This is a genomic window from Rhizobium sp. BT-226 (assembly GCF_025847085.2).
GTDB classification, from domain to species: Bacteria; Pseudomonadota; Alphaproteobacteria; order Rhizobiales; family Rhizobiaceae; genus Rhizobium; species Rhizobium sophorae.
In genome coordinates, this window is record NZ_JAOYTI010000003.1 from 678,166 (window position 1) to 704,231 (window position 26,066).

20 protein-coding genes are annotated in these 26,066 nt (G+C 60.2%); 8 read left to right on the forward strand and 12 right to left on the reverse strand.

The features are described from left to right. Positions 1-2: 2 nt before the first annotated feature. The 7 genes from OIU37_RS22790 to OIU37_RS22820 form a co-directional block, all read right to left on the reverse strand. The gene (locus OIU37_RS22790) at positions 3-2,291 is read right to left on the reverse strand and encodes a glycosyltransferase family 4 protein (protein ID WP_264258709.1); all 2,289 of its coding nucleotides are present in this window, start codon (positions 2,289-2,291) and stop codon (positions 3-5) included. Continuing rightward, positions 2,288-5,527 carry a glycosyltransferase gene (locus OIU37_RS22795; RefSeq protein ID WP_264258710.1) on the reverse strand — a complete coding sequence of 1,080 codons (3,240 nt, stop codon included), beginning with the start codon at positions 5,525-5,527 and terminating at the stop codon, positions 2,288-2,290. The genes OIU37_RS22790 and OIU37_RS22795 overlap by 4 nt, the downstream gene beginning before the upstream one ends. Next, positions 5,520-7,871 carry a UDP-galactopyranose mutase gene (glf, locus tag OIU37_RS22800; protein WP_264258711.1) on the reverse strand — a complete coding sequence of 784 codons (2,352 nt, stop codon included), beginning with the start codon at positions 7,869-7,871 and terminating at the stop codon, positions 5,520-5,522. Before glf ends, OIU37_RS22795 begins: the two co-directional genes overlap by 8 nt. 66 nt (positions 7,872-7,937) lie before the next feature. Then, positions 7,938-8,957 carry a glycosyltransferase gene (locus tag OIU37_RS22805; protein WP_372353387.1) on the reverse strand — a complete coding sequence of 340 codons (1,020 nt, stop codon included), beginning with the start codon at positions 8,955-8,957 and terminating at the stop codon, positions 7,938-7,940. Between the two features lie 381 nt (positions 8,958-9,338). Next, complete coding sequence (locus tag OIU37_RS22810; protein ID WP_240603610.1) at positions 9,339-10,910, reverse strand: sorbosone dehydrogenase family protein; 1,572 nt, start codon at positions 10,908-10,910, stop codon at positions 9,339-9,341. Further along, on the reverse strand, positions 10,910-11,347 hold the full coding sequence (locus OIU37_RS22815) for a DUF2231 domain-containing protein (protein WP_171603925.1): 438 nt from the start codon (positions 11,345-11,347) through the stop codon (positions 10,910-10,912). Before OIU37_RS22815 ends, OIU37_RS22810 begins: the two co-directional genes overlap by 1 nt. A gap of 177 nt (positions 11,348-11,524) precedes the next feature. Next, positions 11,525-12,115, reverse strand: coding sequence for an SOS response-associated peptidase family protein (locus OIU37_RS22820; RefSeq protein ID WP_264258713.1), 591 nt, complete (start codon positions 12,113-12,115; stop codon positions 11,525-11,527). 56 nt (positions 12,116-12,171) lie between these two features. On the opposite strand from OIU37_RS22820, the gene OIU37_RS22825 reads away from it, so the two are divergent. After that, positions 12,172-12,669, forward strand: coding sequence for an SOS response-associated peptidase family protein (locus OIU37_RS22825; protein WP_171603926.1), 498 nt, complete (start codon positions 12,172-12,174; stop codon positions 12,667-12,669). Here the strand turns inward: OIU37_RS22825 and dinB are convergent. Together dinB and OIU37_RS22835 are read right to left on the reverse strand one after the other, a co-directional pair. Continuing rightward, on the reverse strand, positions 12,666-13,757 hold the full coding sequence (gene dinB, locus OIU37_RS22830; RefSeq protein WP_264258896.1) for a DNA polymerase IV: 1,092 nt from the start codon (positions 13,755-13,757) through the stop codon (positions 12,666-12,668). The two genes, OIU37_RS22825 and dinB, sit on opposite strands and share 4 nt — an antisense overlap. A 3-nt stretch (positions 13,758-13,760) precedes the next feature. Continuing rightward, positions 13,761-14,024, reverse strand: a complete 264-nt coding sequence (locus OIU37_RS22835) for a hypothetical protein (protein ID WP_240603888.1) — start codon at positions 14,022-14,024, stop codon at positions 13,761-13,763. A gap of 174 nt (positions 14,025-14,198) precedes the next feature. Here OIU37_RS22835 and OIU37_RS22840 point away from each other — a divergent pair, with 174 nt between their 5' ends. The 4 genes from OIU37_RS22840 (at position 14,199) to OIU37_RS22855 (ending at position 20,320) form a co-directional block, all read left to right on the forward strand. After that, on the forward strand, positions 14,199-14,957 hold the full coding sequence (locus OIU37_RS22840; protein ID WP_264258897.1) for an ImuA family protein: 759 nt from the start codon (positions 14,199-14,201) through the stop codon (positions 14,955-14,957). After that, positions 14,878-16,389, forward strand: a complete 1,512-nt coding sequence (locus OIU37_RS22845) for a DNA polymerase Y family protein (protein WP_264258714.1) — start codon at positions 14,878-14,880, stop codon at positions 16,387-16,389. Before OIU37_RS22840 ends, OIU37_RS22845 begins: the two co-directional genes overlap by 80 nt. Continuing rightward, a complete protein-coding gene (locus tag OIU37_RS22850; protein WP_264258715.1) occupies positions 16,386-19,649 on the forward strand; it encodes an error-prone DNA polymerase in 3,264 nt (1,087 codons plus the stop codon). Before OIU37_RS22845 ends, OIU37_RS22850 begins: the two co-directional genes overlap by 4 nt. Positions 19,650-19,852: 203 nt before the next feature. Beyond that, entirely contained in the window at positions 19,853-20,320 is a 468-nt protein-coding gene (locus OIU37_RS22855; RefSeq protein ID WP_264258716.1) for a hypothetical protein, read from the forward strand. A 349-nt stretch (positions 20,321-20,669) separates the two neighbouring features. On the opposite strand, the gene OIU37_RS22860 is transcribed toward OIU37_RS22855, so the two are convergent. From OIU37_RS22860 to OIU37_RS22870, 3 genes are all read right to left on the reverse strand, one after another. Continuing rightward, the gene (locus OIU37_RS22860) at positions 20,670-20,981 is read right to left on the reverse strand and encodes a hypothetical protein (RefSeq protein WP_264258717.1); all 312 of its coding nucleotides are present in this window, start codon (positions 20,979-20,981) and stop codon (positions 20,670-20,672) included. Between the two features lie 193 nt (positions 20,982-21,174). After that, entirely contained in the window at positions 21,175-21,984 is an 810-nt protein-coding gene (locus OIU37_RS22865; protein WP_240603597.1) for a Ku protein, read from the reverse strand. Between the two features lie 11 nt (positions 21,985-21,995). After that, positions 21,996-22,898, reverse strand: coding sequence for a Ku protein (locus OIU37_RS22870; protein WP_264258718.1), 903 nt, complete (start codon positions 22,896-22,898; stop codon positions 21,996-21,998). Positions 22,899-23,121: 223 nt separating this feature from the next. Here OIU37_RS22870 and OIU37_RS22875 point away from each other — a divergent pair, with 223 nt between their 5' ends. The 3 genes from OIU37_RS22875 to OIU37_RS22885 all read left to right on the forward strand — a co-directional run bounded on the left by OIU37_RS22875 (position 23,122) and on the right by OIU37_RS22885 (position 25,717). Next, positions 23,122-23,295 (forward strand): DUF3606 domain-containing protein, encoded by a 174-nt coding sequence (locus OIU37_RS22875; RefSeq protein ID WP_171603620.1) that lies wholly within the window; start codon positions 23,122-23,124, stop codon positions 23,293-23,295. 343 nt (positions 23,296-23,638) lie between these two features. Further along, entirely contained in the window at positions 23,639-24,724 is a 1,086-nt protein-coding gene (locus OIU37_RS22880; RefSeq protein ID WP_264258719.1) for an AI-2E family transporter, read from the forward strand. 594 nt (positions 24,725-25,318) lie between these two features. Then, positions 25,319-25,717 (forward strand): FGGY-family carbohydrate kinase, encoded by a 399-nt coding sequence (locus OIU37_RS22885; RefSeq protein ID WP_264258720.1) that lies wholly within the window; start codon positions 25,319-25,321, stop codon positions 25,715-25,717. Positions 25,718-26,066 lie beyond the last annotated feature (349 nt).

Genomic DNA, 26,066 nt, shown 5'->3' on the forward strand with positions numbered 1-26,066 from the left:
GTTCAGGTCTCGCTAGCTTCCGAGCCCGATATGACGAGGTCAAAGGTTGCAAACTCTTTTGCTCGTTCGCTTATCGCAGCACCCAGGGGAGCAAATGGCGCCCGTCCTCCTGGAGGGACATCGGCGGAGAGAAGGCCATTTGCGCAAGGCCGATCGTCATCCCAACCAGGATGATTGACGATCGGATACAGGCACAAACCTTCCAAGGGCACCCCCGACCGGATCGCATCCAGAGCCTGGTCGGCAACATAGTCAAACCAGGATGCGCGCCGATCACCCTCAATGCCGGTCTCGGCAATAAGCATTGGCTTGCCGTAGCGCGCGAACGTCTCGACCAGAATTCGGCTGAGGGGCTTATAAAGCGGATGGTCAAGGTCGATCGGCTGACCGCCGTGAATCCACTGATTATTGGAATAATAATTCACACCGAGGATATCAAGATAGCGTTCGCCGCCTCCGATCTGTGGCCATATCCTTCCGCCAATCAGGTCCCAGGCCTGAAATTGCGATTGGCGATGTCCTTCGGCGGTACGCGCATCGTGAGGACGCGACGGATCCGCGACGACATTGATCACCGGCTCGCAATGGACGAAGCGGGCCCGGGCATCCACGGAGATAATGGCATCCATCGCTGCGATGGCCGCGCGTGCCATCTGCACCTTGAGTTCGAATCCACGCCCATTGGCAAACGGGTTCAAATAGCCGACGTCACCACCGCCCCATGAGAAAAACGAGATCTCGTTGACAGGGCAATAAAACGGAATGCCGTCGCTCTCCTCGCGGACCAACTCGGCGCATGCACGTGCGAACCGCGCGAAGCGATCGACGAAGCGAGGCGACCAGATGTCGAGATCGTCCGGCCAGCCATAATGCAGGAGATCCCAGATAACTTGGGTCTTTGTTGCCTCGGCGGCCTGGAGCATCGAACGAATGCTCGACCAGTCGTATCGGCCAGCTTTTTCAATCAGGTGCCATCGGAAGCCATCGCGCACGGTGCTGATACCAAAGCCTTGAAGTTGGCGATAGTCGGTCTCGGCATGGTGATCGTGACCAGTCGCGGCGATCAAGTCGAGTCGATCGCCCTGCGTCTCACCGCTTTTTGGCCGGAGCCGATGGCTCGAACATTCGAAACCGCCCTGCAGAAATGATTGGAACAGACCTGTAGGCCGCGCTGCCTTTCGCTCTCGATGGACATCTGCCAGAAGCCGCTCCCACTGCGGCAGCACTGCCTCGACGGAGTAGTCCATCTCGACCTTCCGACGCAGGGCGGTGCCGAGTGCGTGACGGCGCGCAGGGGACTCGATAAGCGCGACGATATTTTTCGCAACGACGCCTGGACTGCGATGGGGCACGAAGACACCGGACAGCCCATCATCGATCTGCTGCATAGCACCGTTATCAGGCGTCGCAATCACCGGGAGGGAGGCCGCCCCGGCCTCTGCGATAACGTGCGGCATGCCTTCGCCGGATGACAGCCAGACGAATATATCGAATGCGGCGAGCAGGGAGGGGATATCGTTCCGGTCGCCGAGAAACTGAAGCATACCATCGAGCCCGCGCCGGGCGGCCAGGGCTTTGAGCTGCACAGCATATTCCGGCAGGAAGGCGTCCGGCCCGCCGACAATAACGAACCGTGCACTTTTGGTGGTGGCATGAACTAGTGCGGCGGCCTCAATAAAGTCCTCGACATGCTTTTTGGGATCGAGCCGGCCGACCCAACCGATCAGAACCTCATCTGTCGCGATCCCGAGACCCGCTCGCGCCCGGTCGCGGTGTGACGGGTCGAAGGCAGAAAGATCGGTCATAGAGGGGATTTCCAGGGCATGATGGTCGCGCCCGGGCATTCGCGACGCGGCCGCGTCGCGGATCGAGCGGCAGACGCCCACATAACGCGCCGTCAGATGTTTTGGGCCGGCCAAAGCCTCTGAGACCAGCCCGCCATGTTCAATGAGGGGCGGGCGAAGATGCAGTCGCTCCAATGCCGGATAGATGTCCGCTACGTTCTGGCAGGAAACGACAATGTCGTAACCTGAGATTTTCCCGGCGAGATATTTTACCGTATCCTCGAAGGACAATTCGTAAGGCGTCGTATCGACATCGATCCCCAGCCCTCGAAGCTGCCGGTGTGTTTGCTCCGGCATGCCGGGTTTTCGGAAGCAGGCCACGACGTCGAGGCGATAGCGACGGCGGTCGAGATTCTTGGCAAGCAGCCGGACTTCCGTCTCCTCGCCCCCGACGACCAGCCAGGCGAAGACGAAGAGGATCCGCAGAGGCGCTGGTTCAATCGTCATTCGCCGGCCTTGAATATAACCTGGAGGAATTCCGGCCGGTTCTCGATCAGATCGACGAGGAAAGCAGGCGCTTCGTCCATAGGCACGATGTGAGTGATCATGTGCTCGCGGATCGTCGCACCCTCCGTTTTTAAGAGGTCGAGCGTCACGCGGGCCAGCCGTCGACGGTCCCACCGTGGCGCAAGCCCGCGGGGAACGCGGTTGATTTGCGCGCAACGGATGTTCAGGCCGTTGTGATGGAATTCTTCTCCCAGCCGCAAAGAGTTGGCGCCGTCCTGGTAAAAGGCAAGATCGATCACGGTGCCCTGTGGGCGCAAGGCCTTGAGCGCCGTGTGAAGGCTAGCTGCATGAGCTCGCGTCTGGAACGCCACATCCGCGCCGCGTCCCATGACGCCGTCGTGCCAGCGCGCCTTGGCATGCTGCCAGGCTTGATCCTCGTCCATCGCCATCAATCCCATCGCCTCCGCCCTGCCGCGGCGAAATTCGGAGGGATCTGTGATCAGAATGTCCGACGCGCCGAGCGAACGGGCAAAAAGCGCCGTCATTAAGCCAACGGTCCCTGCACCGAGGACGATTACCGTTCGCCCGCAGACGCCGGCGCCGAGTGCGGGGACGGTTGCGCCAAGTGCTTCCGCGTCGGCATGGAGGATCCCGTTGGCAGCGATCGGTCCCATCTGCGCGACAAAGACGCCGAGCAGCGGATCGAGTTCCGGCGGCATACTGACAAGAAGATCGTGAAAGGGGTCGGCAGTGTGCCCACTTTTGTGCCCGTAGCTTGCTGCGAGCACCTCGCCATCGGCAAAGCCGGGCACGCGGGATTGCGAAACGCGTGCGACCTCCATGTAACCGAGGAAAGGCACGGGATAGCTAAGATCCGGCTCGTTTTCGATGAAGACGCCGCGTTCGCCATCAAAGCGCGCGCGGAAATAGGGGTTGGTGTTCTTTAGGAACGTCAGCTCCGTCCCGGCGGAAAGACCGGTATAGAGCGTGTCGAGCCGCACATGCCCATCGGCAGGCGGGCCTTCCTCGTATTCGAAGAAATAGGCTCGGCCCGGCGCCTCGATGCCGAGCGAGCGAATTTTGCGGTGCCCAGGCCGCAGTTCTTGAGACATCTCGGCACGTGGTTGTGCCAGCAAGGGCGATAGCTCGCGCCGCTTTAGAACCGGGGCGTCGAGGTGTATCGGCTTCCCGCTGCGTGCCGAAGATACGACGGCCACCGCCAGCCGGTGGGTGATGAGAGCATCACCATACGGGCAGCGGATGCGGTTTTCACCACCACGGACGGCGTCGATGAAATCGCGGTCCTCGCGCCATACCGGATCGCCATCGGCACTACGCACTGGGCGTCCTCTTCCAACATCCACCATGATGTCGCGATCGGTCAATTCGATCGCCAGTCGGTCGGCGAAAATGTGCAGGCCGACGCGGTGGCTCCAGCCGAGAAGGCAGCTCGCGGCGATATTGGCAACTACGCCCGTTTCAAAGGTCAGGCTAGCGGTCGTGACCGTCGGCACATCGAGGCCGGGAAACTCCACCCTTTCCGTGTATCCCGCCCGGCCATATACGTCGGTGACTTCGCCCACGAGGAAGCGCGCGAGATCAAGGAGATGCGTCGCCTGCTCAACCATCTGGCCGCCGGATTGATCCTTCTTCCACCACCACTGCGGAGGCGGTGTGGAATCCAGCCAGTATCCCGACAGCAGTTGCGCTGGATTATCCGCCAGCAGGCTTCGGGCCTCATCGACGATATCGAGGTAACGCCAGTGATAGCCAACGCCAGTGATCAGGCTGGTCTTCGACACGCCCGCTGCGATCTCTTCCGCCAGCGCCAGATCGAGCGTCACAGGCTTTTCGACAAAGAATGGAGTGTTGCGGTCAATGAGGTCCCGTTCCGGCTCGCCATGGGCAAAAGGTGGAATGCAGATGTAGACCGCGTCGAGCCGTTGCGTGTCGAGCATTTCGCGGTGATGGCTAAAAGAGCGGGCGCCAAAACGCATCGCCGCTGCATCCGCACGGGGAAGGTCCGGATCGGCAAAGGCGACGAGGTCGACATCGTCGAAGCCGGCTAGGATATCCAGGTGCCGATGGGCGATGCCCCCCACGCCGATGAAGCCCAGCCGCGTTTTTCGCATCTCGGTATCCTTTTGTTTTTGATCTGCATGTTGGGTGAGGAACCGCTCGTAGACGGCGCCAGTCTCATCAGCCATTCGATAGGCTGAAAAGTTGCGCTCGAAACGCGCGTGGCCGGCTCTGCCGGTGGCCTTAAGATGGGGATCGCTCAATGCCTGATTGACGACAGCGGCGATCGACGTCGGGTTGCCGGGCTCCGCAAAATAGGGATGATCACCGCCTAGCGCCTCGACCGTTCCGCCAATCCTCGTCGCGACCACGGGGACGGCAAGCGACATTGCCTCGAGAACGGCGAGTGGAAGACCTTCGAAGTGCGAAGGAAGCACGAAGAGATCGGCGGTGGCCATGATCTCCGCAATATCTGCGCGGTGCCCCAGAAAGCGAACGTGACCGGAGGCGTTAAAATCTCCTGCCAGGGTGCTGACACGATCTTCTTCTGGACCCGATCCGACAAAAAGTAAAACCGCTTGAGGGTGAGTTATAAGGATGTCCGGCAAGGCGCGGACAAGCGACGCGTGATCCTTCTGCTCGGTGAAGCGGGCGACCATCAGCAGCACAGTTTTACCCACCAGGTCGAGCGCTTGCCTTAGTTCAGCCGCTGCTCGCGCCGGCGATAGCGGAAAGATGCCGTTGCGCACGACTGTCAAACGCGACGGTGCGACGTTTGCCTCGCAGAAGCTCTGGCGCGAGGCCTCGGAAACCACGATGTGATGCGACAGCCTCCCGGTCTCGCGCCGGTAAAGCTCAATCTGATCAGCATCGGTGAGCAGATAGGGGAGATGGTCCGTGCGGATGATCGGCATTGCCAGGGCGTCTGCAGCGGCGGCTAAGCCGTGTCCCTCCCATCCGATTCCGGCATGAACGTGCAGAAGATCAATACTGGACCGCGCCAACCACTCCTGAAACGCGCCCGCGTCTTGGCTTAGCTTGATGCCGATTCCGTGGCGCGCAGCACGCGGCAACAAACCGCTCCTGTCCTCGCTCAACAGGGCTATTGTGACTTCCCACCGTTCGCTCAACGCCCGCCCGAGAGCAAGCATATGCTCGCCCATGCCGGACGGTTCAGCACTGTCGGTCGCCAGCAGGATATGAGGCCTTTTACTCATGCCGGGCGCCGGCAAACGCTTTGCCGGCCTCATGCCGGAGCTTCAGGCGCCGGTAGGTCGCCAGTGCTTGTCCGACGACTTGGTCCATATTGTAATATTTGTAAGTTCCTAGCCGCCCGACGAATGTTACGTCGCTCTCTGCGCGGGCGAGGAGCTCGTATTGTCTATAAAGTGCCTGGTTCTCAGGACGGGGGATCGGATAATAGGGATCGCCCTCGGCACGGGCATACTCATAGCTGATGCTCGTCTTTGGATGAACCTGGCCGGTCAAATGCTTGTATTCGGTCACGCGAGTGTAACGCACATCCTCGGATGGGAAATTGATAACCCCGACCGGCAGTAGCCGTCGTGCATCGTGCGTTTCATGGTGAAATTCCAGACTGCGATAAGGCAGCCGGCCTAAACAATGGCCGAAATACTCGTCTATGGGCCCGGTAAAGATCGTGTGGCTCGCCAGCCCTTCCTGCTTCAGATCGGCGAAATCCGTGCCGACCATGACCGTTATGTTTTCATGGTCGAGCATGCGTTCGAACATGCGCGTGTATCCGGCAAGCGGCATGGCCTGGAAGCGGTCGAGGAAATAGCGGTCGTCGGTATCTGTGCGGGTAGGCACCCGCGCGGTGACTGATTTGTCGAGCTTCGAGGCATCAAGGCCCCATTGCTTGCGCGTGTAGCCTTCGAAGAAGGTGCGATAAAGCCCGGAACCGATTTGAGATATGACGACGTCTCTCGATGTAGTCACAGGATCGCAGGGTTCCGCCCGGTCGGCCAGGAAGCGTGCGGCCGCAAATTCGTCCTGAAGGTCGAGGCCATAGAGCGCGTTCAGGGTCGTGCGGTTGATGGGGATGGGAAGTCGCAGAGCGCCAACCTGTGCAAGCACGCGATGCTCGTAAGGACGCCATGCCGTGAAGCGCGAAAGGTATGCAACCACATCCTCGCTGTTGGTGTGAAAAATGTGCGGGCCATATTTATGGACGAGGATCCCCGCGTCATCGTAGTGATCATAGGCGTTTCCGCCTATATGAGGCCGCTTGTCGCAAACAAGCACCTTCCTCCCACCATCTGAAGCAAGTCGTTCGGCCAGCACCGATCCGGCAAATCCCGCACCGACGATCAGATAGTCGTAGCTTCCCGGCCCTGGCCGTTGGGTGTGAACGGAAAATCTTTGGGGCAGGCCACGGGACAGGACTTTCTGCGCTGCAGCCTCTTCGACAAGTGCCGACATCTTACGAAAGGTGCTCTCCCAGGATGATCGGGCCAAAATATCGTCGACGGCTTGCAGCCATGTCTCATCATTGCGGGAAATATGAAGGGCAGCATCGCAGGCCTCCGCAAAGGTTTGTGGGTCGTTGGCCAGGAAGACGCCTGGCACATCGCCATACCCGCGGACCACATCGACAATTTTGGTTCCGACGATCGGCCGGCCTGCGGCGAGGTATTCAGGAGTTTTAGTCGGACTAATGAATCGTGTGGCATCGTTCAGCGCAAATGGCATAAGCGTCGCCTCCCACCCCGAAAGGTAGGCCGGCAGATCGCCATAGGTTTTCTGACCGAGATAATGGATATTGGCTGCGCGCGGCAAATCATCCGGCGAAATCTTCACAACCGGCCCAAGGAAGATGAAGGAATAGCCGGGCCGCGCCGCAGCGGCGCTTTCGATCAGATCCAGATCGAGCCGCTCGTCGATCACGCCGTAATAGCCAAGGCGAGGATGAGGAATATCGACCTGGTCCCAGGGTTCCGGCAAAACGTTCCGCGCTGCGCGGAAGTGATGACTGTCGACACCGGATGGAAATGGGTGGATGTTGTCGTGTTGCTCCCGTTTCGCTTCATACAGGCTTATGCCACCGGTGAAGACGACGTCGGCGGCAGCAATCAACGTCTGTTCGGATGCCCTGAGATTGGCGGGCGCAAACTTGAAGTTTGCCAGCTCGTCCATGCAGTCGTAGACCACCGCCAGCGCATCGACATGCCGGGCGAAGGCAAACATCAACGGGGTGTAGAACCAGAGGATCGGGCGCTTTCCACCGTAAAGCGTGATGAGTTCGTCAAGCAGCTTGCCAAGAGCGGCTTCACGGTCGGCCTCGCTCCACCCATTTGGAATGCGCGGACGGACCGCCTTGACGCTTGTACCTTCGAACGGATGGATCTCCAGATAGGCAAGAGGATGGTCGGTCGGGATGAATTCTTCGAAGAAGAACACTGGGCGCTCTCGCGAGAATCGCTGCATCAGATGCTGAGGCCTCTGGAGCACAAAGTCCCATCGAAGATGCGAGAAGCAAATGAGCGGAGCTTCCTCCAGCAAACCGCTGCCGGACAACGGCACAGAATTCAGCAGATTCATCAACCACCTCGCAATCACAACGGCCCCCCGAACCTGCGATTGCGGCGAATGTTCCAATTAATCTGGCTAAGTTATTCCCATAAGGTTCTTGAGCGTCCGAAGGCTATGCGGCCATGTCCAGTTCTCCAAGACGACTTGACGGGGATCAAAGCTTTGCAGCCGTCCAAGCATGTCGCGAATACCCGCGTGAAATTCCCCGGCGGAGGCAGCACGGCCCGTCTTCGGCGTGATGTATTGCAGTCCGCAGCTCAGCTCACTGTTTGCAAGCACGGGTATTCCAGCCAGCATATACTCCGTCAAAATGGCCGGTGCGCCGTCATCGACGCCGCAAACGACGCCGATCCGGGCCTGGTTCATAAGCCTGTTCACCTCCGCAAATGGTACCCCGGGCGGATCGATGAAATCGACGTCGATGCCGAGTCCTCCAGCTTGCCGGCGTAGCGCTTCCATCATCTCGCCATAGCCGCAGACGCACAGTGCACGCAGCGAACGGGGCAGTTGGCTCAGCGCGTCGAACAGAATGTCATGCCGCTTGTAAGGCTGAGCAGCAGCGACGTAGATCACGTCATAGATCTTTTCCAGACCCAGGGGTCTGAACGTTACCCCCGAAGCAAACTCCGGTCCAATCGGCATGACAGCGGTGCGCATATCGGGATGTAGAATGCGCACTGCTTCCGACTGCCACGCGGCGCCGGTGAGAATGAGGTCGAAATGGCGGCTCACCTCAGATGGCACGCGCAATGCCGGTGCGTCGATCGAGTTGTAGATTTTGAAACTGTCGGGGCACGCCAGCAATATGTCTTCGCTGACGCCAAGGCCCCATATGCACAAGATCGACGGTGGTCCGAAAGCCTGAATATGGCCCAGCATATCATTTGATGCGAATGGCGCTTCAGGCCCATTCATCTGGAACGACCGGCGCGTCAGGAATGGGCTGCCGTTGGACCGATGCATCTGTGGCAACGCACCACGGCGGTGGGTCCAAATCTCCGCGCTGTCGGCAAGGCCTCCTTTGAGGGCCGCAAGAGGAAGCCGCTCGATGTAGCCACCGGCGACCTCGACGTTCTGTTTCGGGTGAACGGTCATCTCTGGGATAGGTCCGTAATTGCCCGACAACCATTGCTGCCGAAACCAGGCTACCGTCTCGAATTGGGCGTCGCGCCAATCGCCCTCCTGGAAGTCGCTGATGACGACTATCCGGCGTGGTCGCCTTGGTGCTTGCAGCGCAACCGTTTCCAATGAAGTCCCACCTTTGAAGCCGATGTAAGTTTGCGTTTCATTGCCGCGAACCCTTTGCTTGAATGCGCCTTCGGCCCGATGTTGAAAATGCGGCGGTTAACGATCGCGACAGAATAGCGCGCTGGCACTGCTGCCGCCCGACGGTGCTATGGGAAATTGGCTCTTCTCGATGTCGGCCAGTCTGGCCACAAACGTGACGAGAAATAATTTGAACCCGATGAAATCTCCTTAAGGACCAGCCGCAGGGGCGATCTGCATTTGCGCAGGCTGCGACTTTTCCAGTTGCCCGACAACTGGCTCCTGGTCGGTCGGACGCTTTTCGGGCGACGCCGGCGGCGTCTGGGATTGAGCAGCCGACCCCGTCATTTCCGATCCGATGTTTGGATCTACGTCGGGAGTCTGATCTCCTATTGCATTCGTCGAGACTTGCAATTTTACCTGGTCCGTACCGATTGGCTGCGGCGTGATTTTGCCGTCGGACGATGATACGCGCCAGACGGTATTGCCGGCGTCATCGGCAACGAGCAGCGCTCCCGTCCCGTCGATCCCGACGCCGACCGGCCGGCCCTTCGCCTGGTCGCCCTGTATAAAGCCCGTGACGACGTCCTGCGCCTTGCCGGATGGCTTGCCGTTTTCGAATGGCACGTACACGACTTTGTAGCCGTTGAAGCTGTCCCGATTCCAACTGCCGTGCTCGCCGATGAAGGCGCCGTTGGCGTAGGCGGCCGGCAACGCTGAATTCATAGAAAAGGTCAGTCCGAGCGCGGCGACATGGCTCGACAGTGCATAATCCGGTGGGATCGCCCTTTCGACCATGTCGGGACGCGGCGGATGCACGCGCGCATCGACATGCTTGCCATAATAGCTCCATGGCCAGCCATAGAAACCACCTTCCATGACCGAGGTCATGTAATCGGGAACGAGGTCCGGTCCGAGTTCGTCGCGCTCGTTGACGACCGTCCAGAGCACACCTGTCTCAGGGTTGAAGGTGAGGCCGTTCGGATTGCGCAGACCTGAGGCGAACACGCGCGCCGCGCCGGTGTGCCGGTCGACCTGCCAGATTGCTGCGCGGCCCTTTTCCGCTTCAAGCCCGTTCTCGACGATGTTGGAATTCGAGCCGACCGAGACGTAAAGCATCTGCCCATCAGGGCTGAGCGCCAGATCCTTGGTCCAATGATGATTGATCGGACCAGCGGGCAAGGGAGTCAGGGTTTTCGGTTGGGCGGTGATTTCATTCTGACCAAGTTCATAGGGGTAGGCGAGAATGGCGGACGTCGAGGCGACATAGAGCGTGTTATCGACCCAGGCGACACCGAACGGCGAATCGAGTTTCTTCAGAAGATCGTGCCTCTCATCCACCTTACCGTCGCGGTTCGCGTCACGCAGCAGTGTGATGACGTTGCTTTCCTTCTGCTCACCGCCGCCACCATGAGCGATCGACATGATCCAGCCCCGGATCAAATCCTTCGGCCGTGAGGTCGGTTCGCCTGATGGGCCGCGCGATTGAATCACCAGGACGTCGCCGTTCGGCAAGGTGTGGACTGTCCTCGGATTGGCGAGGTCATTGGCGTAAGCAGTGACCGTCAAACCGTCCGGGGCGGCCGGCGTCTCCCCATCCTTCCAGCCAACGACCTCCGCCACCTTCAGATCAGGCAGCAGTGAGGCGGTTGGTTCCGGAAGGACGGGGTTCGGTCCGATCTGCTGAGAAATATCAAAACCTCCGCTTTGGGCGTAAGCCGCAAGGCCGACGCCGAGAGATATCGGCAGAACCGAGGCGCCGAGAATCTGGGACTTTTTCATCATATCCTCCAGGCCAGTCTGGCATATTTTCGAGCGGAAACTGCTGCGGCCACCAGGCACAAGACAAAGGTGAGGGCCGAAAGCATCAGTCCATATGGGACTACGGCCGTCCATCCATCTCCGGCATGGATAAGGTTGTTGGCAAAGGAGAGGCCCAGTATGATCAGATAGAGAAGCGCGGACAGGAGCGGCGGCCGCAACGGGCGGGTGCGGGGACGCATCAGATCCATCAATCCGGCCAGAATGGCAAGCGAGCCCAACATGAGCCCGGCGAGCAGCAACCATGCAGAAAAATTCTGCCACATCACGTTGCCGCTCTGCCAGAAGGCAATGTCGGTCGCTAGTGCGAGCGTGAAGCAGACGAAGGGAAACGGGACAAAGAGCGACTGTATCGGATAGGCGGCCGCGTCTCGATTGCTGGCGGAAAATATTGCCATGCATACTCCGTAGGACGAGAGCTTGAAGATGCCTATCAAACCGCTCCGACAGGAGATGGTTCCGTCACGGTGCATTGCGACACCAACCGCCCGCTCGAAAGAGCAGGGATTGCGAAGGAAGATCGGCCCGGACAGGGAGCAAAAAGAAATGTGTTGCTTCGCCAGCCGGTTTAAAGCTCAGCCGACGTGTTCGATCGAAAGCGTGCCAGGCAGCAGGGGCCTGAGCAGCGACTTGACCGAGACGGTCGGATCGAGCCAATCAGCCCAGGCGCCCCGTTCGAGAATAACGATCTGCCGGTCGTGGTATGGCGCAACGTCCGGCCCTGGCTCCATCGTCAGCATCGTGAAGGCCTGGCCCACCTCGGGCGTGTCGCGCCAGATGCCGGCGATGCAGAAGATCGGCTCGTCCTTCTTCGTGAACAGCCATTTGTCCTTGCGCTTCTTTTTCTGGTCCTTAGGTTCGGTGAATTCATAAAAGCCGTCGGCAACGATCAGGCAGCGGTTGGAATTGAATTCCCGGCCTTCCGACCGGAAATTGTAGACCGGTCGCTTGTTCGGCCCCGGCCAGCTCCAGCGCCGCTGCACCAACTCCGCTTCATCGCTCACGCCATCGATAGTCCTGACAATGGGAGCGACATCGGTGATCTTGATGTCCTCACGCGCTTCGAGGTTCGGCGTACCTTCACCGAAACGGATCTTGATCTTGAGGTCGGCGAAGTCCTCGACGATCGAGGCGACATCCACCATCAGCCGATAATCATTGCACATGTGTCCTCCGTTCCGGTTCTGGTTGTCTCGTGGACGTGTTCCCGCTATGTTCTATTATTATGAGCGCGAAGGTTTTCCAGTCCGATGCCCCGCTCGACGAGCGCCGCGTCATCATAAGACGCCATGAAGGCGATGTGGAGATGGTGGAGCTGCTTTGGGGTCTGCGTCCGCGCGACGGCGGGCCGCGTGCAGTGAACGTCATCCGATCGGAAGGAAGGACGTTTCCGACGCACCGATGCCTGGTGCCGGCGTCCCAGTTTCGCCATCGGAGCTTCAGCTTTTCGCTCGCCAATGGCGACTGGTTCTATTTCGCGGGAATATGGCGGCCTGCGACCCCCGATTGGCCGGAGGCCTATGCCGTCCTGACGACCGAGGCGAATACCGATATCGCGCCGTTCCATGACCGGCAGATGGTGGTTCTCACCCGCGATCAACGGATGGTCTGGCTCGACGCACTTGTGCCCGAGGAGGAAATCCTTCGGCCGCTGCCGGCGGGGACATTCAGGGTCAGGCGCCATTCGACCCCTTCTGTTGAGACAATGCTCGCCGTCTAAAGCGCCAGCCGCAGCTGCGGTTCCGTGAGAGCTGCGCGCTGTTCCGGCGAAGACAGCGTGACGCCGAGCATGCGGATCCCCTTTTGCGGCGGGAAGATTGGCGCGAGAAGCAGGTCGACCACGTCTTCAAGATCGGTAATCGCCGACAGAGGTGCGGGAACGGTCTTGCTGCGCGTGATCTGGCTGAAGTCGGCATATTTGACCTTGAGTGTTACCGTCTTGGCGCCAATTTCATTGGGCTCGCAGTGGGCCCAAACTTTCTCGATTAGCGGCTGAAGCCCTTCGCGGGCGGGCTCAAAGGAATGGATGTCCTGCGAAAACGTGTCTTCCGCGCCGATAGATTTGCGCTCCCAGTCCGGCTTGACCTGGCGATTGTCGATGCCGCGGGCGATCCCGTAGAAGTACGGACCCGACTTCCCGAAATGCTGAACCAGGAATTCGAGCGATTGCTGCTTGAGGTCCGCGCCGGTCTCGATCCCCAACCGGTGCATCTTTTCAGCGGTCGCCGGCCCGACACCGTGGAATTTCTTGACGGGAAGCTGTTCGACGAAGGCGGGGCCGTTCTTCGGGGTGATGACGGCTTGGCCGTTCGGCTTGTTGAGGTCGCTGGCCATCTTGGCCAGGAACTTATTGTACGAGATTCCCGCCGACGCGTTAAGCCCCGTCGCCGCCTTGATCCTCGCGCGGATCTCCTCGGCGATCTCGGTCGCAATCTCCATGCCCTTCAGGTTTTCGGTGACGTCGAGATAGGCCTCATCGAGCGACAACGGCTCGATCATCGGTGTGTACTCGGCAAAGATCGCCCGGATCTGCAATGACACGGCTTTGTAAACATCAAAGCGCGGCTTGACGAAGATGAGGTCCGGGCACTTCCGCTGCGCAGTCACCGACGGCATGGCGGAGTGGACACCGAATTTTCGTGCCTCGTAGCTGGCGGCCGCCACGACCCCGCGGGCAGCAGGACTGCCGACGGCAACCGGCACGCCTCGCAGCTCCGGATTGTCGCGCTGCTCGACCGATGCGTAGAAAGCGTCCATATCGACATGCACGATCTTACGCGGCCGCTCTCGACTTTCTTCGCCTGTCATCATCTAGCTTCCATCAGGGAGATCATTACTCAAACATGGGAAGTGTGCCCCACACTTGTCCCCATTGGGCGTCTGCATCCGCTCGCAGCCCATAGCCATGCGTCGGCGGATTTCCGCGAAGCTGACGCTTGCGCCAAACGCTTTCACCAACAGTTTGCGCTCATGGGCACAATGGCGATCGCAGAGGAGGCAGATGAGTTCGACCACCGGGACCTGGTGATCTTTCAGTCTCGGCATCGCATCGTCCACAAGCCGCGTTCGGCGCATCCGAAAATATTCCTTCCCTGCCATCCGACTGAATCCGCTGGCGATTTATTTGCCTTGCACTCGTGCTCAACTTCAGCGGGTTACATGCGCATTGACTCATTTGCGCCATAGGAACAAATACAGAACATATTGCTGTTTCTCAAGCTGAAAACGGGTTGCCGTCAAAGGGAGATCATGAACTCAGCCGCCGCTTCAAACGCCGTCCTCGACGGCCTGCGCGAGCAGATCGCGCACCTCCAAAGCGCCAGTCAGCGCAAGCGAGGCGTTTTGCCTTTCGGCCTCGCACAAATCGACGATCGGCTTCCGGGCGGTGGGTTGGCCTATGGGGCGCTGCACGAGTGTGCCGGCGGCGGGGCGGGCACCGTCGATGGGGCGGCCGCCGCCCTGTTCGTGGCCGGGATAGCCGCCCGCACTCAAGGGAAGGTCGTCTGGTGCCTGACACGTCCCGACCTGTTCTTCCCGGCCCTGGCTCAGGCGGGTCTGCATCCGAACCGGGTCGTCTTTGTCGAGTCCGATAAGGAGGAGGACGTTCTTGCCAACATGGAGGAGGGCCTCTCATACGGCGGCCTCGGCGCAGTGATCGGCGAGATCGTCCGGCTGCCGATGGCGGCGTCGCGGCGGCTGCAACTTGCTGCCGAGAAGAGCGGCACAATGGCGCTCGTGGTGCGGCGATGGAGACGGCAGACCGAGGCCAGTGATTTCGGGCAGCCGACAGCGTCGACCACGCGCTGGAGGGTGAGCGTCATTCCGAGCGAGGAACTGCCGGTTCCGGGCGTCGGACGGGCGAGGTGGTTTCTGGAACTGATGAGGGTGAAAGCGGGTGAGTGCGCCGAGTTCGAAGTAGGAGCCTGCGATGCCGAGGGTCGTATCGATATTTTTTCCCGACCTGCCGACGGACAGGATCAGGCGGGCCGATCCCGCCATGCCCGTTGACCAGGCGATCGCCGTCATTTCGAAGAGCGGCTCCAAGCGCTGGGTGTCGGCCGCCGATCCCGCCGCCAGGAACGCCGGTGTCCATTTGGGCATGCCGGCCGCCAAGGCGCAGGCGCTCTTCCAGGGCCTTCGGATGATCGATGCCGATGCCGCCGCCGATGCAGCGGCGCTCGAGCGCATCACCATGTGGGCGCTCAGCCAGTATTCACCGATCGTCGCCGTCGACCCGCCGGACGGCATCGTCATGGATACGGAGGGCGCGGATCATCTGCAGGGCGGGGAGGAGCGGATGTTGACGAGCATCGCCAACCGCTTCCGCGCCAAGGGCCTGACGACACGGGTCGCAATAGCGGACACGTGGGGTGCCGCCCACGCATGCGCCCGCGCCATCAACCGGGAAACCGTCGTCGTCCGGAGTGGGGAGACTATCCGGGCCGTCGAACGCCTTCCGATCTCGCTGCTGCGGCTGCCCGAGAAGATCGTGAGCGATCTGCGCACGCTAGGCTTTCGGGTGATAGGGGAACTTTCGGCGACGGCGCGCGCACCCTTGGCGCTTCGCTTCGGACCGGAAGTGGGCCGCCGTCTCGACCAGATGTTCGGTCGCGTCTGCGAACCAATAGATCCCATCCGTAGCCCGGAACTCATCGAGGTCAGCCGGGCGTTCGCCGAACCGATCGGCGCGGCGGAGACGATCAACAAGTATGTCGGACGGCTGGTTGTTCAACTCGTCGCCGAACTTCAGCGGAAGGGTCTTGGCGTCCGTCGCACCGACCTCATCGTCGAGAAGGTCGACGGAACCAGACAAGCGATCAGAGCGGGAACCGCCAAGCCCGTGCGAGACGTCGCGTGGCTGACGAAACTGTTCCGCGACCGGACGGAAAAGATCGAACCGGGTTTCGGCATCGAAAAGCTGACCCTCGTCGCGGTGATGTCGGAACCGCTCGAGGAGAAGCAGACGGCGTCCTCGCTTGTCGATGACGAGGACGCCGACATCACGCCGCTGATCGACGTCTTCGGCAATCGAGGCCAGCGAGTCTACCGGGTCGCGCCGGTCGCGTCCGACGTTCCGGAGCGTAGCGTCCAGCGGATCGCCGCGGTCGGCGAGGAGGTGACGGAAGGTTGGGTTCACCATTGGCGACGGCCGGTGCGGCTGTTTGCGCGTCCGGATCCGATCGAGGCGATAGCTCTGCTGCCGGATCATCCGCCTGCCATCATCACCTGGCGCGGCAAGCGCCATCGCGTGAAACGCGCGGACGGCCCGGAGCGCGTGTTCGGCGAATGGTGGAAGCGCGACAGCGAATTCGAGGCTGTGCGGGACTACTTCGTCATCGAAAACGAGAGCGGCGAACGATACTGGATCTTTCGCTCCGGCGACGGCATCGATCCCGAAACGGGCTCCCACAAGTGGTTCATGCACGGAATATTCGGATGAGATACGCCGAGCTCCAGGTCACGACGCATTTCAGCTTCCTTCGCGGCGCGTCCTCGACCGACGAGCTCTTCGCAACCGCCAAGGAACTCGGCATCGAAGCTCTCGGCGTGGTCGACCGAAACTCTCTGGCAGGCATCGTCAGAGCGCTGGAAGCATCCCGCGCGACGGGCGTCCGCCTTGTCGTGGGCTGCCGGCTCGATCTGCAGGACGGCATCTCGATCCTCGCCTATCCGACGGATCGCGCGGCTTATTCGCGCCTGACCCGCTTGCTGACGCTCGGTAAGGGCAGAGGCGGCAAGGCGAACTGCATCCTGAATCTCGACGACGTCGCCCTCTATTCTGAAGGCCTCCTCGGTATCCTCGTGCCCGACCTCCCAGACGACGCCTGCGCCGTCCAACTTCGCAAGATGGCGGAGATCTTCGGAGACGGGGCATACGTCTCGCTCTGTCTCCGGCGTCGTCCGAATGACCAGCTAAGGCTACACGCGTTGGCGAACATGGCCGTCAAGCATCGGGTGAAGACGGTTGTCACCAATGACATTCTTTTCCACGAGCCGGGCCGGCGGCAGCTTCAGGACGTCGTCACCTGCATCCGCAACAACACCTCCATCGACGACGTCGGCTTCGAGAGACAAAGGTATGCTGACCGCTACCTCAAGCTACCCGATGAAATGGAGAGGTTGTTTCCACGCTACCCCGCGGCGCTGGCCCGGACGATGGAGATCGTCGAGCGATGCAAGTTCTCCTTGGACGAGCTAAGCTATCAGTATCCCGAGGAGGCGATCCTCCCAGACAAGACGCCGCAGGAATCCCTCGAGCATTATGTCTGGGAATGCGTGCCAAACCGCTATCCGGAAGGCCTGCCGCCGGAGGTTCTCAAGATCGTCCGTCACGAACTCGATCTCATCCGGACGATGAAATACGCCCCATACTTCCTGACCGTCTTTTCGATCGTCCGCTTCGCCCGGTCTCAAGGCATCCTCTGTCAGGGGCGGGGGTCGGCGGCGAACTCGGCCGTCTGCTACATCCTCGGCATCACCAGCATCGACCCTTCAACCAACGACCTTCTATTTGAACGCTTCGTCTCCCAGGAGCGCGATGAGCCGCCAGACATCGACGTCGATTTCGAACATGAGAGGCGCGAAGAGGTCATCCAATGGATCTACAAGACCTACGGCAAGGACAAGGCCGCCCTCTGTTCGACGGTGACCCGTTACAGGGCGAAGGGCGCCATCCGCGACGTCGGCAAGGCGTTGGGGCTGCCCGAGGACCTCATCAAAGCCTTGTCCTCGGGCATGTGGGCGTGGTCGGAAGAGCTGGTCAGCGACCGCAGTCTTCGCGATCAGGGCTTGAACCCGGAAGACCGTCGTCTAGCGTTGACCCTCAAACTTGCGCAGCAGCTCATGGGTGCCCCTCGGCATCTGGGCCAGCATCCAGGTGGCTTCGTCCTGACGCATGACCGCCTCGATGATCTTGTTCCGATCGAACCCGCCGCAATGGTCGACCGACAAGTGATCGAATGGGACAAGGACGACGTCGAGGCGCTCAAATTCATGAAGGTCGACGTCCTGGCGCTAGGCATGCTGACCTGCATGGCAAAGGCCTTTGTTCTCATCCGAGAACACAAGGATGAGCACCTTGATCTCGCGACCATCCCTCAGGAGGACCAGGCGACATACGCGATGATCCGAAAAGCCGACACCCTCGGCACTTTCCAGATCGAGTCGAGGGCGCAGATGGCAATGTTGCCCCGGCTCAAGCCGCGGACGTTTTATGATTTGGTCATTCAGGTCGCGATCGTGCGGCCTGGCCCGATCCAGGGCGATATGGTGCATCCCTATCTCCGTCGCCGGGAAGGCAAGGAGCCGGTCGTTTATCCGACGCCGGAACTGGAAGCCGTTCTCGGCAAGACGCTCGGCGTTCCGCTCTTCCAGGAGTCTGCCATGAAGGTCGCGATGGTCTGCGCCGGCTTCACCGGCGGCGAGGCCGACCAGCTTCGCAAATCGATGGCGACCTTCAAGTTCACCGGCGGCGTCTCGCGCTTCAAAGACAAGCTCGTGTCCGGCATGATCAAGAACGGCTACACGGCCGAGTTTGCCGAGAAGACCTTCAGCCAGCTCGAAGGATTCGGCAGCTACGGATTCCCGGAATCCCATGCGGCGTCGTTCGCCTTGATCGCCTATGCCTCCAACTATGTGAAATGCCACCATCCGGACGTCTTCTGCGCGGCACTCATGAACTCGCAGCCGATGGGATTTTACGCGCCGGCCCAGATCGTCGGCTGCGCCCGGAACCACGGCGTCGAGATTCGGCCCGTCTGCGTCAACAATTCCCGGTGGGACTGCACGCTCGAGCGCATTGGCAATACTGACGGGCACGCAGTCCGCCTCGGGATGCGCATGGTGCGCGGCCTTGCCGCCGCCGATGCCGCGCGTGTCGTGGCTGCTCGCATGGATCAGTCGTTCGAAAGCGTTGACGACATTTGGCGACGGTCCGGGGTCCCAGCGGCGTCTCTGGTCGAACTCGCCGAGGCCGACGCCTTCCTGCCGTCGCTGGGACTTCAGCGCCGCGACGCCTTGTGGGCGATCAAGGCCCTGCGTGACGAACCCCTTCCGCTCTTCGCCGCAGCTTCTGAACGCGAGGCGAGGGTGGTCGCCGAGCAGCAGGAACCCGAGGTTGCCCTCCGTCAGATGACGGAAGGGCACAACGTTGTCCAGGACTACAGTCATATCGGGCTGACGCTACGCGAACACCCCGTCGCATTCCTGCGGGCGGCCTTGACGGAGCGCCGGATCGTCACCTGCGCGCAAGCCATGAACGAGCGGGATGGTCGCTGGTTGATGACCGCCGGCCTTGTCCTTGTCCGGCAGCGACCCGGCAGCGCGAAGGGCGTCATTTTCATGACGATCGAGGACGAGACCGGTCCGGCCAACGTCGTCGTCTGGCCCAAGCTCTTCGAGCAGCGCCGTCGCGTCGTCCTCGGGGCATCGATGATAGCGATCAATGGGAGAATTCAGCGCGAAGGCGACGTCGTTCATCTCGTGGCCCAGCAAGCCTTCGACCTGTCGGGCGATCTCTCCGGGTTGGCCGACCGCGACGCAGAGTTCCGGCTGCCAACTGGCCGTGGAGACGAATTCGCGCATGGCACGCCGGGAGCTCCGGATTCGCGGAACAGGGTGGCGGCTGCAAAGCCGAGGGACATCTTCATTCCGGACCTTCATATTGATCAGCTCAAGGTGAAAAGCCGAAACTTCCATTAACACGACGCGCGGTCAGTCAGTGAGATATGGCTTTTGCGGTTCTCTTGAGTGGGAGGTGTTGCCCGCCAGGAGCGGTTACGCCCGCGCTCATGCTGTGCACGGCGGCCAACACGGTTTGCGATTGACTCTTTCGATAAAAAAGAACAAAATAGGAACATCCCTGCAGCAATCCGATAACCCGTTCCGTGCGCGGAGGATTTGGCATGCCCACCATCTTGTACAAAAACGATCAGAATATCTCACCCGACGATGTCATGAAGATTGCGGTCTACGCGGAGCACGTCGGTAGACAGTGCTATGACGTTTTCGCCGAAGACGGTTCGAGGTCTCGATCAGAAGTTCTGTCCCGTCGAGCGCAGGCCGTGTCCGATTCCCTCGATTTTGGAAACGAACCGTACTTCCCCCCGGAGACGACGAAGAAGGTTCTCGACCTTCACGCCATGGTCTCTGGCATGTGCTTCGATAGGTTCGGCGAGCGTGGCCATATGGGCAAGTCAATGGACCTGCTCGGAATGGCCCAGGACGTGGACGATGTGCTCGACAAGCTCGTCTCCTACCACCTTTCACCCGAAGAGTTGAAAGAGGCCGAGGCCGATTGGGCGCATGAAGGTCAATTCTTTTCCAAGGACGATATCAGCGGTGACGAGACGGACTCTCGGCGGGGTGTTTGACGTCCTGTCCGAAGTGGCATGAGAGCCTCCTGTTTCACCTGCAGATCGCATGCCAGAGTGCGCAGGTTTTGCGCTGTCCAAGCCGATTGATCACGCCAGGCTGACCGGGAAAATTCATCTTCGTCAGCGCAAACGCGAAAATAGGTCCATGCACCCGCTGATGTCGAAGACCGCGGCGATCCTAAATCTCACGAAGGCCTTTATAGGATGCGTGGCGGCAACTGCCGCCATAGTCCAGCCCCGGAACTCGATCGCGGCGATCAGCGTCGGTTCTGCGAAGACCACGTTCTTGAATTTGTCGATGAAACCACTTTTGCGGTCACGGCGCCGCCTTTGCGCGTGTGGCTCGTCAAGGCTTGAGCTTTACAAGCTGCTCCCCGCTTCTTGCGTCCCAGATCGTCAGGTCGACGACAAAATCTCCTCTCTTCGATATCAGGTCGAGCAAGGCTGCGGCCAGACGTCCTGCGCAGATCGGGTTGGTCGCAAGATCGAGTGTTTCATTGCTCATCAGCGCCAACCGAAATGAAAGGTCACCGTCTTCCAGGGGAGAAAATGGAGTGGCACTGTCGAATTCAAGATAGGCGTCCGCTTCACCATCGGCAGAAGGCCGGCGGCGTTCGAAGGTTCGGTGAAATTCATTCTTTTGTTCGGCGGACAGCATTGTGATCCATTCCTCTATCGCAATTATCGGCCAGGCGCCGCTCCATCCATGGCGGATCGTTTCGCTGCATGAGCCATCTGTCCGACATCAAGATGCCCATCAGGCCCGATATCGTGCCGTTGCGAAATGCACTCGACCCGGCAAAGACACGGCAATTTCCATGATCGGTATCGTGCTCCCGTCCTGCATCGGGTCACCCGGCTTTCTTCGATTTCAGCTCTGCGGCCACGGACTTTTTCAACGCATCCATGATGTTCACGACATTCGAGGCCGGAGGCGCTTCCGTCTTGCCCTTGGCCGACTTCTTGGCAGGTTTCAACGCCTTCTTCTTCTCGGCAATGATCTTCAGCAGGCTTTCTTGGATCGGGTCGCTGACCATGTCCGGGGACCACCGGGAGGTCTTCTGCTTGATCAACTGCTGGACTAGCGGGATCAGCTCGGGGTCAGCCTCTTCATCGATTCCTTCGAAGTAGGATTCCTCGGGACGCACTTCGTCGCCGAACCGCAGCGTCCAGAGAACGATGCCTTCGCCGCGAGGTTCGAGCACGACCGCGCGCTCGCGACGACCGATTACAAGTTTGGAGACGCCGAGCACTTTGTCGGATGCCATCGCATCTCGAATGACGGCAAACGCTTCATGGCCAACCGGGTCGTCGGGCATCAGGTAGTGGGGCTTCTCGAGATAAACCCATTCGATGCTCTCGGCCGGGACGAACTTGTCGATGTCTATGGTCTTCACCGTATCGAGTGCCACGGCGTCGAGGTCGTCGTCCGTCAGGATGACATAGTCGTTCTCGCCGCGAGCGTAGCCCTTGGCTTCGTTTTCGTCCTTCACTGGTTTGCCGGTCACGGAGTCCACGTACTGTGAGACGACACGATTTCCTGTTTCCTTGTTAAGCGTGTGGAAGCGAACCTTTTCGCTCTCGCTTGTCGCGGGACTCATCGCCACGGGACATGTAACCAGCGACAGCTTGAGATAGCCTTTCCAGTAGGCGTGCGGCATGGATGGTCTCCTCAACTCGCCTTACGCTGCGCGGCGGGCGCGGGCGCCGACTTGCCCGAGGCGCGACGGGCCTTGTCGTGGCCGGCACCGGCGTTGGCATTGGCTGCCGACCGCTTTGGTTTGCTATCCCCGGCCATCATCATCCCGGCGCTCTCACGAAGCGCCGCAAGAAGGTCGTTCGGTTTCGACACCTTGATTTCCTTCCGCTTCGGAAGCGCCCTGCCTTCGATCTTCGCCTTCACCAGTTCCGCCACGGCAGCTTCATAGCGGTCGTCGAAGGTCGCGGGGTCGAACTCGCCTTTCTTTGTGGAGATGATGTGCTTTGCGAGATCGAGCATCTCGCCGGTGATTTGGATCTTCGGCATTTCTTCGAAAGCCTTCGCGGACGGGCGGACCTCGTAGTCATAGTTCAACGTCGTCGCGATCAGACCCTTGCCGTGCGGTCTGATGAGGACCGTGCGCATCCGGCGGAACAGCACGGTCCGGGCGATTGCGGCGACCTTCGACTTCTTCATGCCGTCCCGCAAGGCTGCGAAGGCGTCTGCGCCCATCTTGTCGGGTGTCAGGTAGTAGGGCTTGTCGAAGTAGACATCGTCGACGTCGGAGCAAGGGATGAACGCCTCAATTTCGAGCGTCTTATTGCTCTCCGGGATTGTGGCCGCGACCTCTTCCGGATCGATGATGATGTACTGGCCGTTCTCGATTTCGAAACCCTTGGTCTGGGCCTCCTTGGGAACCGGATCCTCGGTCTCGCTGTCGATGAAGATGCGGTTGACCCGATTCCCTGTCGCCTTGTTGATGGTGTTGAAGGTGATGCGTTCCGAGGTGCTGGCGGCGGTGTAGAGCGCGACGCCGCACGACACCTCGCTGAATTTGAGGAAGCCCCTCCACTGGGCACGATGACCACCCGCCATGAATGTGTACTCCCGAATCGCTGAGTCGCGAATCAAGACTCGAAGAGCTGATTCGTTCCGACTCGAAACGAATCATTTTTCAATGGCTTACCCGCGTTGCTTAGGAAACTGATTCCGGTTGGGATCGCCATCCTACAAAGCACTATCGGCAGTGTTATCCGTTGCCGGAACTTCATGATTCTTCAGTCGTTTAGGATGAGCAACTCAACAGGAGGAATTCCCAATGGCAAATACCAGCCGGGGCCGCGCACAAGATCGAGCCCGTGTCGCAGGAGGACAGGATCACGAGGTCCGGTACGAGGCGGAAAAGGAAGGAGTCTCGAAGTCGAAGGTCAAGGAGACTGTCAAAAAGGTCGGCAACAGCCGCAAAAAGGTCGAAGCTAGCTTGGAGAAGTAGAGATAAGTTCACATTCAGGAACTCGTGGCTGACGAAAGGCGGAACCGGTATCGAGGCGCTGCCATTCGTGGCGGTCTGTTTCGAACATGCGAGCGGCCGCTCCGACCGCACCTACGAGACGGGCTGGCCGGGGAGGACCGGCGATGTGAGACGTACCACTTCATCGAGGCGCATGACGCGGCTGCCTACCTTAAGTTCCTCGTGATCCGTCGTCGCTGACCTTCAACATTCGTCCGACGTCGCCTAGCTGGCTCGTCCCACGAGGAAATCCCCGGGCGCTCCGCTGGCTGCACACTGCTTCGTTCGATGATAATCTAGCCGGAAGCAGCGGGAAAGATTGGGCATGATACCTCTTGGCAAGCCAATCGAACAAATTCTGGGAATCGGCGCCCTTCTTCTGCTTGCGCTCGGTTGCGCTCTTGTGCTTCAGCCATTCCTGTCAGCCATCCTGTGGGCGGCGGTGATCTGTTTCTCGACATGGCCGGTCTACAGGAGGTGCGAGCGGACAGTCGGTGGCAATAAAAGCGTGGCCGCCGCCATGATGACGGTGCTGGTCGCCCTCGTTCTGGTCGCACCGTTCGCCGTTATGGTGCCGACATTGACAGACAGCGTAGGCAACCTGCTCACGGCTGTGAACCGGATTCTCGAGCAGGGCCCGCCGACGCCGCCGCGCTGGGTCGCAGGACTCCCGGTCATCGGCGAGAACCTGGCTGCCTATTGGGACAGATTGGCCCACAATGCGCCCGCATTCACCATTGAGCTCAAGAAGCTGATCGGCCCCGCCACAAACTTAGCAGTAGCCGGCGGGACGGTGCTCGGCGCCGGGCTCCTCGAACTCGGGCTGAGCGTATTCATCGCCTTTTTCTTCTTCCTTCACGGCCGGCGGATGGCGGCCCACGTGCGCGCAGTCGGCGAAAGATTCGCCGGCTCTCGGGCCCGAGAGCTGCTTGTTGTTGTGGGCGCGACCGTCAAGGGTGTCATTTACGGCTTGATCGGCACGGCACTCGCCCAGGCCCTCCTCGCCGGCATTGGTTTCTGGATCGCCGGTGTGCCTCAGGCGCTGTTGCTTGGTTTCCTTACGTTCATCCTGTCGTTTGTGCCGGTAGGCCCCCCGCTCGTATGGGGCTCGGTCGCGCTATGGTTTCTTGTTCAGGGAGCCGTTTGGTGGGGCATCTTCGTCGCAGCGTGGGGCTTGCTTCTCATCAGCAGCATTGACAATCTCATCAGACCCTACCTCCTCGGAAAGACCAATAACCTCCCTGTGCTGCTCGGCCTCTTCGGGCTCCTTGACGGCGTCATCGCCTTTGGCTTCATCGGAATCTTTCTTGGGCCAACGCTGCTGGCGGTCGCCTACAGCCTCTTCCGTGAGTGGACCATGGCCGAAGTCGAGGAACGCAGCCACCCCACCCCACCTTCCGACTCCGACTGAGCGAATTTAAGTGAGAATTTAACTGCGGCTCGGTAGGACGGCCCGGACAGTCCTGTTGAGTTAGGATTTCGCGGTTCGAGTCATCAAGGTGGTCGGTGGCGCCCGCCGGCGGATGGGGACGATCCGTCACCGCACTCTCTTCCAATGCAAAGTCATGGCCCGCCGTTACCATCTGGCATGGCACGTACTACCGTACGGTTCACTCCCGTCAATGCCGCAGCCAGTGTTAGGCAGTGGCTGGAGGTTCATGGCATCGGCGAGGCCAGCGGACGTCTGCAGGCGAAGCCCTGGGGCAGCCTTCAATCTTGGAAGGTCGGGGGAGCGGTTCAGGTTGCGTATTATTCTGTAAACGATTTGGGCCACGGCGTGCCTGTCAAGTCAGGCGCAGCAAGCAAGCTCAATCGAGCAAATGACCCGTTCGTGCGCCCGTCGGGAATCTCGGCGCCAATGGAACTCATGCGTTTGTGGGGCCTGAAGCGACTCCGAGAGGAAGGACGCATTTCGTGGGCGCGCTCCACGTTGTTCCGGAGTTCCCGGGCATTCGAGCTCCGTTCGCTGATCCAAACCCTCGCGCAGTGATCGCGGGACTAGGGCATGGCGTCCGACCTCGAAAGGCTCGTCGGACTGTATCTGGCGGGCGTTTGTGGGCTTGGTTATGGGCTCCGGCAGATTTTGGACGCTCAGGCCACAAGAGGCATTTCGATCGACATCGTGGTTGTAAGCCGTGGCGCTGGCCAGGATCCGACAGTCCGCCAGATTCTCGCAGACGCTACCGGCACGGTCATTGCCTCCTCGAGGTCCCCAGAGCCCGTCCTGCTTGGTACGGCGATCCTGGCGGCAGTCGCCGCCGGCCGCTTCTCATCACTATCCGAGGCAATGCAAAGCATGTCGGCTTTTGGCGCGGCGCATTCTCCGAACCTGCGATCCCGAGTGGCACCGGCGGCGATACGCGGCCTTCAAACTGCTGCAGCAGGCCGCAGGGCGGCGGGGTAATCTTAGCTGCCGCCTGCGAGATCTGCCTAGCTTTGGCTTTCGGCCAGATCTCAGGCCGCCACGCTTGATAAGGGCTTCGATCTCTGTTCCAAATCTTCGGGTAGAACGCTTGCGATTGGCGGTGTCCTGCGCGCCAGAACTGCCGCTGGGGGTAACAAGCCCCGGGAGGCCGATGCAACCGGGTTGGCGATGTCGATGATCACCTTGATGGCGGCCGCCCACACAAACCCGGACTCCGCTCTTTATGCTTCATGCGCAGCTGTGCATTCAGCGAGTTCCTTCATCCCACGTGAAAGTTACAACGGGGCACCGGTTCGTTATGGTTCAGGCGTGGGATCGAAACTGTTCC

Excerpts from the sequence above, each read along its gene's own strand:
- OIU37_RS22790 (WP_264258709.1), bottom strand. The coding sequence starts at position 2,291 with ATGACGATTGAACCAGCGCCTCTGCGGATCCTCTTCGTCTTCGCCTGG.
- OIU37_RS22795 (WP_264258710.1), bottom strand. The coding sequence starts at position 5,527 with ATGAGTAAAAGGCCTCATATCCTGCTGGCGACCGACAGTGCTGAACCG.
- glf (WP_264258711.1), bottom strand. The coding sequence starts at position 7,871 with ATGAATCTGCTGAATTCTGTGCCGTTGTCCGGCAGCGGTTTGCTGGAG.
- OIU37_RS22805 (WP_372353387.1), bottom strand. The coding sequence starts at position 8,957 with ATGACCGTTCACCCGAAACAGAACGTCGAGGTCGCCGGTGGCTACATC.
- OIU37_RS22810 (WP_240603610.1), bottom strand. The coding sequence starts at position 10,910 with ATGAAAAAGTCCCAGATTCTCGGCGCCTCGGTTCTGCCGATATCTCTC.
- OIU37_RS22815 (WP_171603925.1), bottom strand. The coding sequence starts at position 11,347 with ATGGCAATATTTTCCGCCAGCAATCGAGACGCGGCCGCCTATCCGATA.
- OIU37_RS22820 (WP_264258713.1), bottom strand. The coding sequence starts at position 12,115 with ATGTGCAATGATTATCGGCTGATGGTGGATGTCGCCTCGATCGTCGAG.
- dinB (WP_264258896.1), bottom strand. The coding sequence starts at position 13,757 with ATGACAGGCGAAGAAAGTCGAGAGCGGCCGCGTAAGATCGTGCATGTC.
- OIU37_RS22835 (WP_240603888.1), bottom strand. The coding sequence starts at position 14,024 with ATGCGCCGAACGCGGCTTGTGGACGATGCGATGCCGAGACTGAAAGAT.
- OIU37_RS22840 (WP_264258897.1), top strand. The coding sequence starts at position 14,199 with ATGAACTCAGCCGCCGCTTCAAACGCCGTCCTCGACGGCCTGCGCGAG.
- OIU37_RS22845 (WP_264258714.1), top strand. The coding sequence starts at position 14,878 with ATGCCGAGGGTCGTATCGATATTTTTTCCCGACCTGCCGACGGACAGG.
- OIU37_RS22850 (WP_264258715.1), top strand. The coding sequence starts at position 16,386 with ATGAGATACGCCGAGCTCCAGGTCACGACGCATTTCAGCTTCCTTCGC.
- OIU37_RS22855 (WP_264258716.1), top strand. The coding sequence starts at position 19,853 with ATGCCCACCATCTTGTACAAAAACGATCAGAATATCTCACCCGACGAT.
- OIU37_RS22860 (WP_264258717.1), bottom strand. The coding sequence starts at position 20,981 with ATGCTGTCCGCCGAACAAAAGAATGAATTTCACCGAACCTTCGAACGC.
- OIU37_RS22865 (WP_240603597.1), bottom strand. The coding sequence starts at position 21,984 with ATGCCGCACGCCTACTGGAAAGGCTATCTCAAGCTGTCGCTGGTTACA.
- OIU37_RS22870 (WP_264258718.1), bottom strand. The coding sequence starts at position 22,898 with ATGGCGGGTGGTCATCGTGCCCAGTGGAGGGGCTTCCTCAAATTCAGC.
- OIU37_RS22875 (WP_171603620.1), top strand. The coding sequence starts at position 23,122 with ATGGCAAATACCAGCCGGGGCCGCGCACAAGATCGAGCCCGTGTCGCA.
- OIU37_RS22880 (WP_264258719.1), top strand. The coding sequence starts at position 23,639 with ATGATACCTCTTGGCAAGCCAATCGAACAAATTCTGGGAATCGGCGCC.
- OIU37_RS22885 (WP_264258720.1), top strand. The coding sequence starts at position 25,319 with ATGGCGTCCGACCTCGAAAGGCTCGTCGGACTGTATCTGGCGGGCGTT.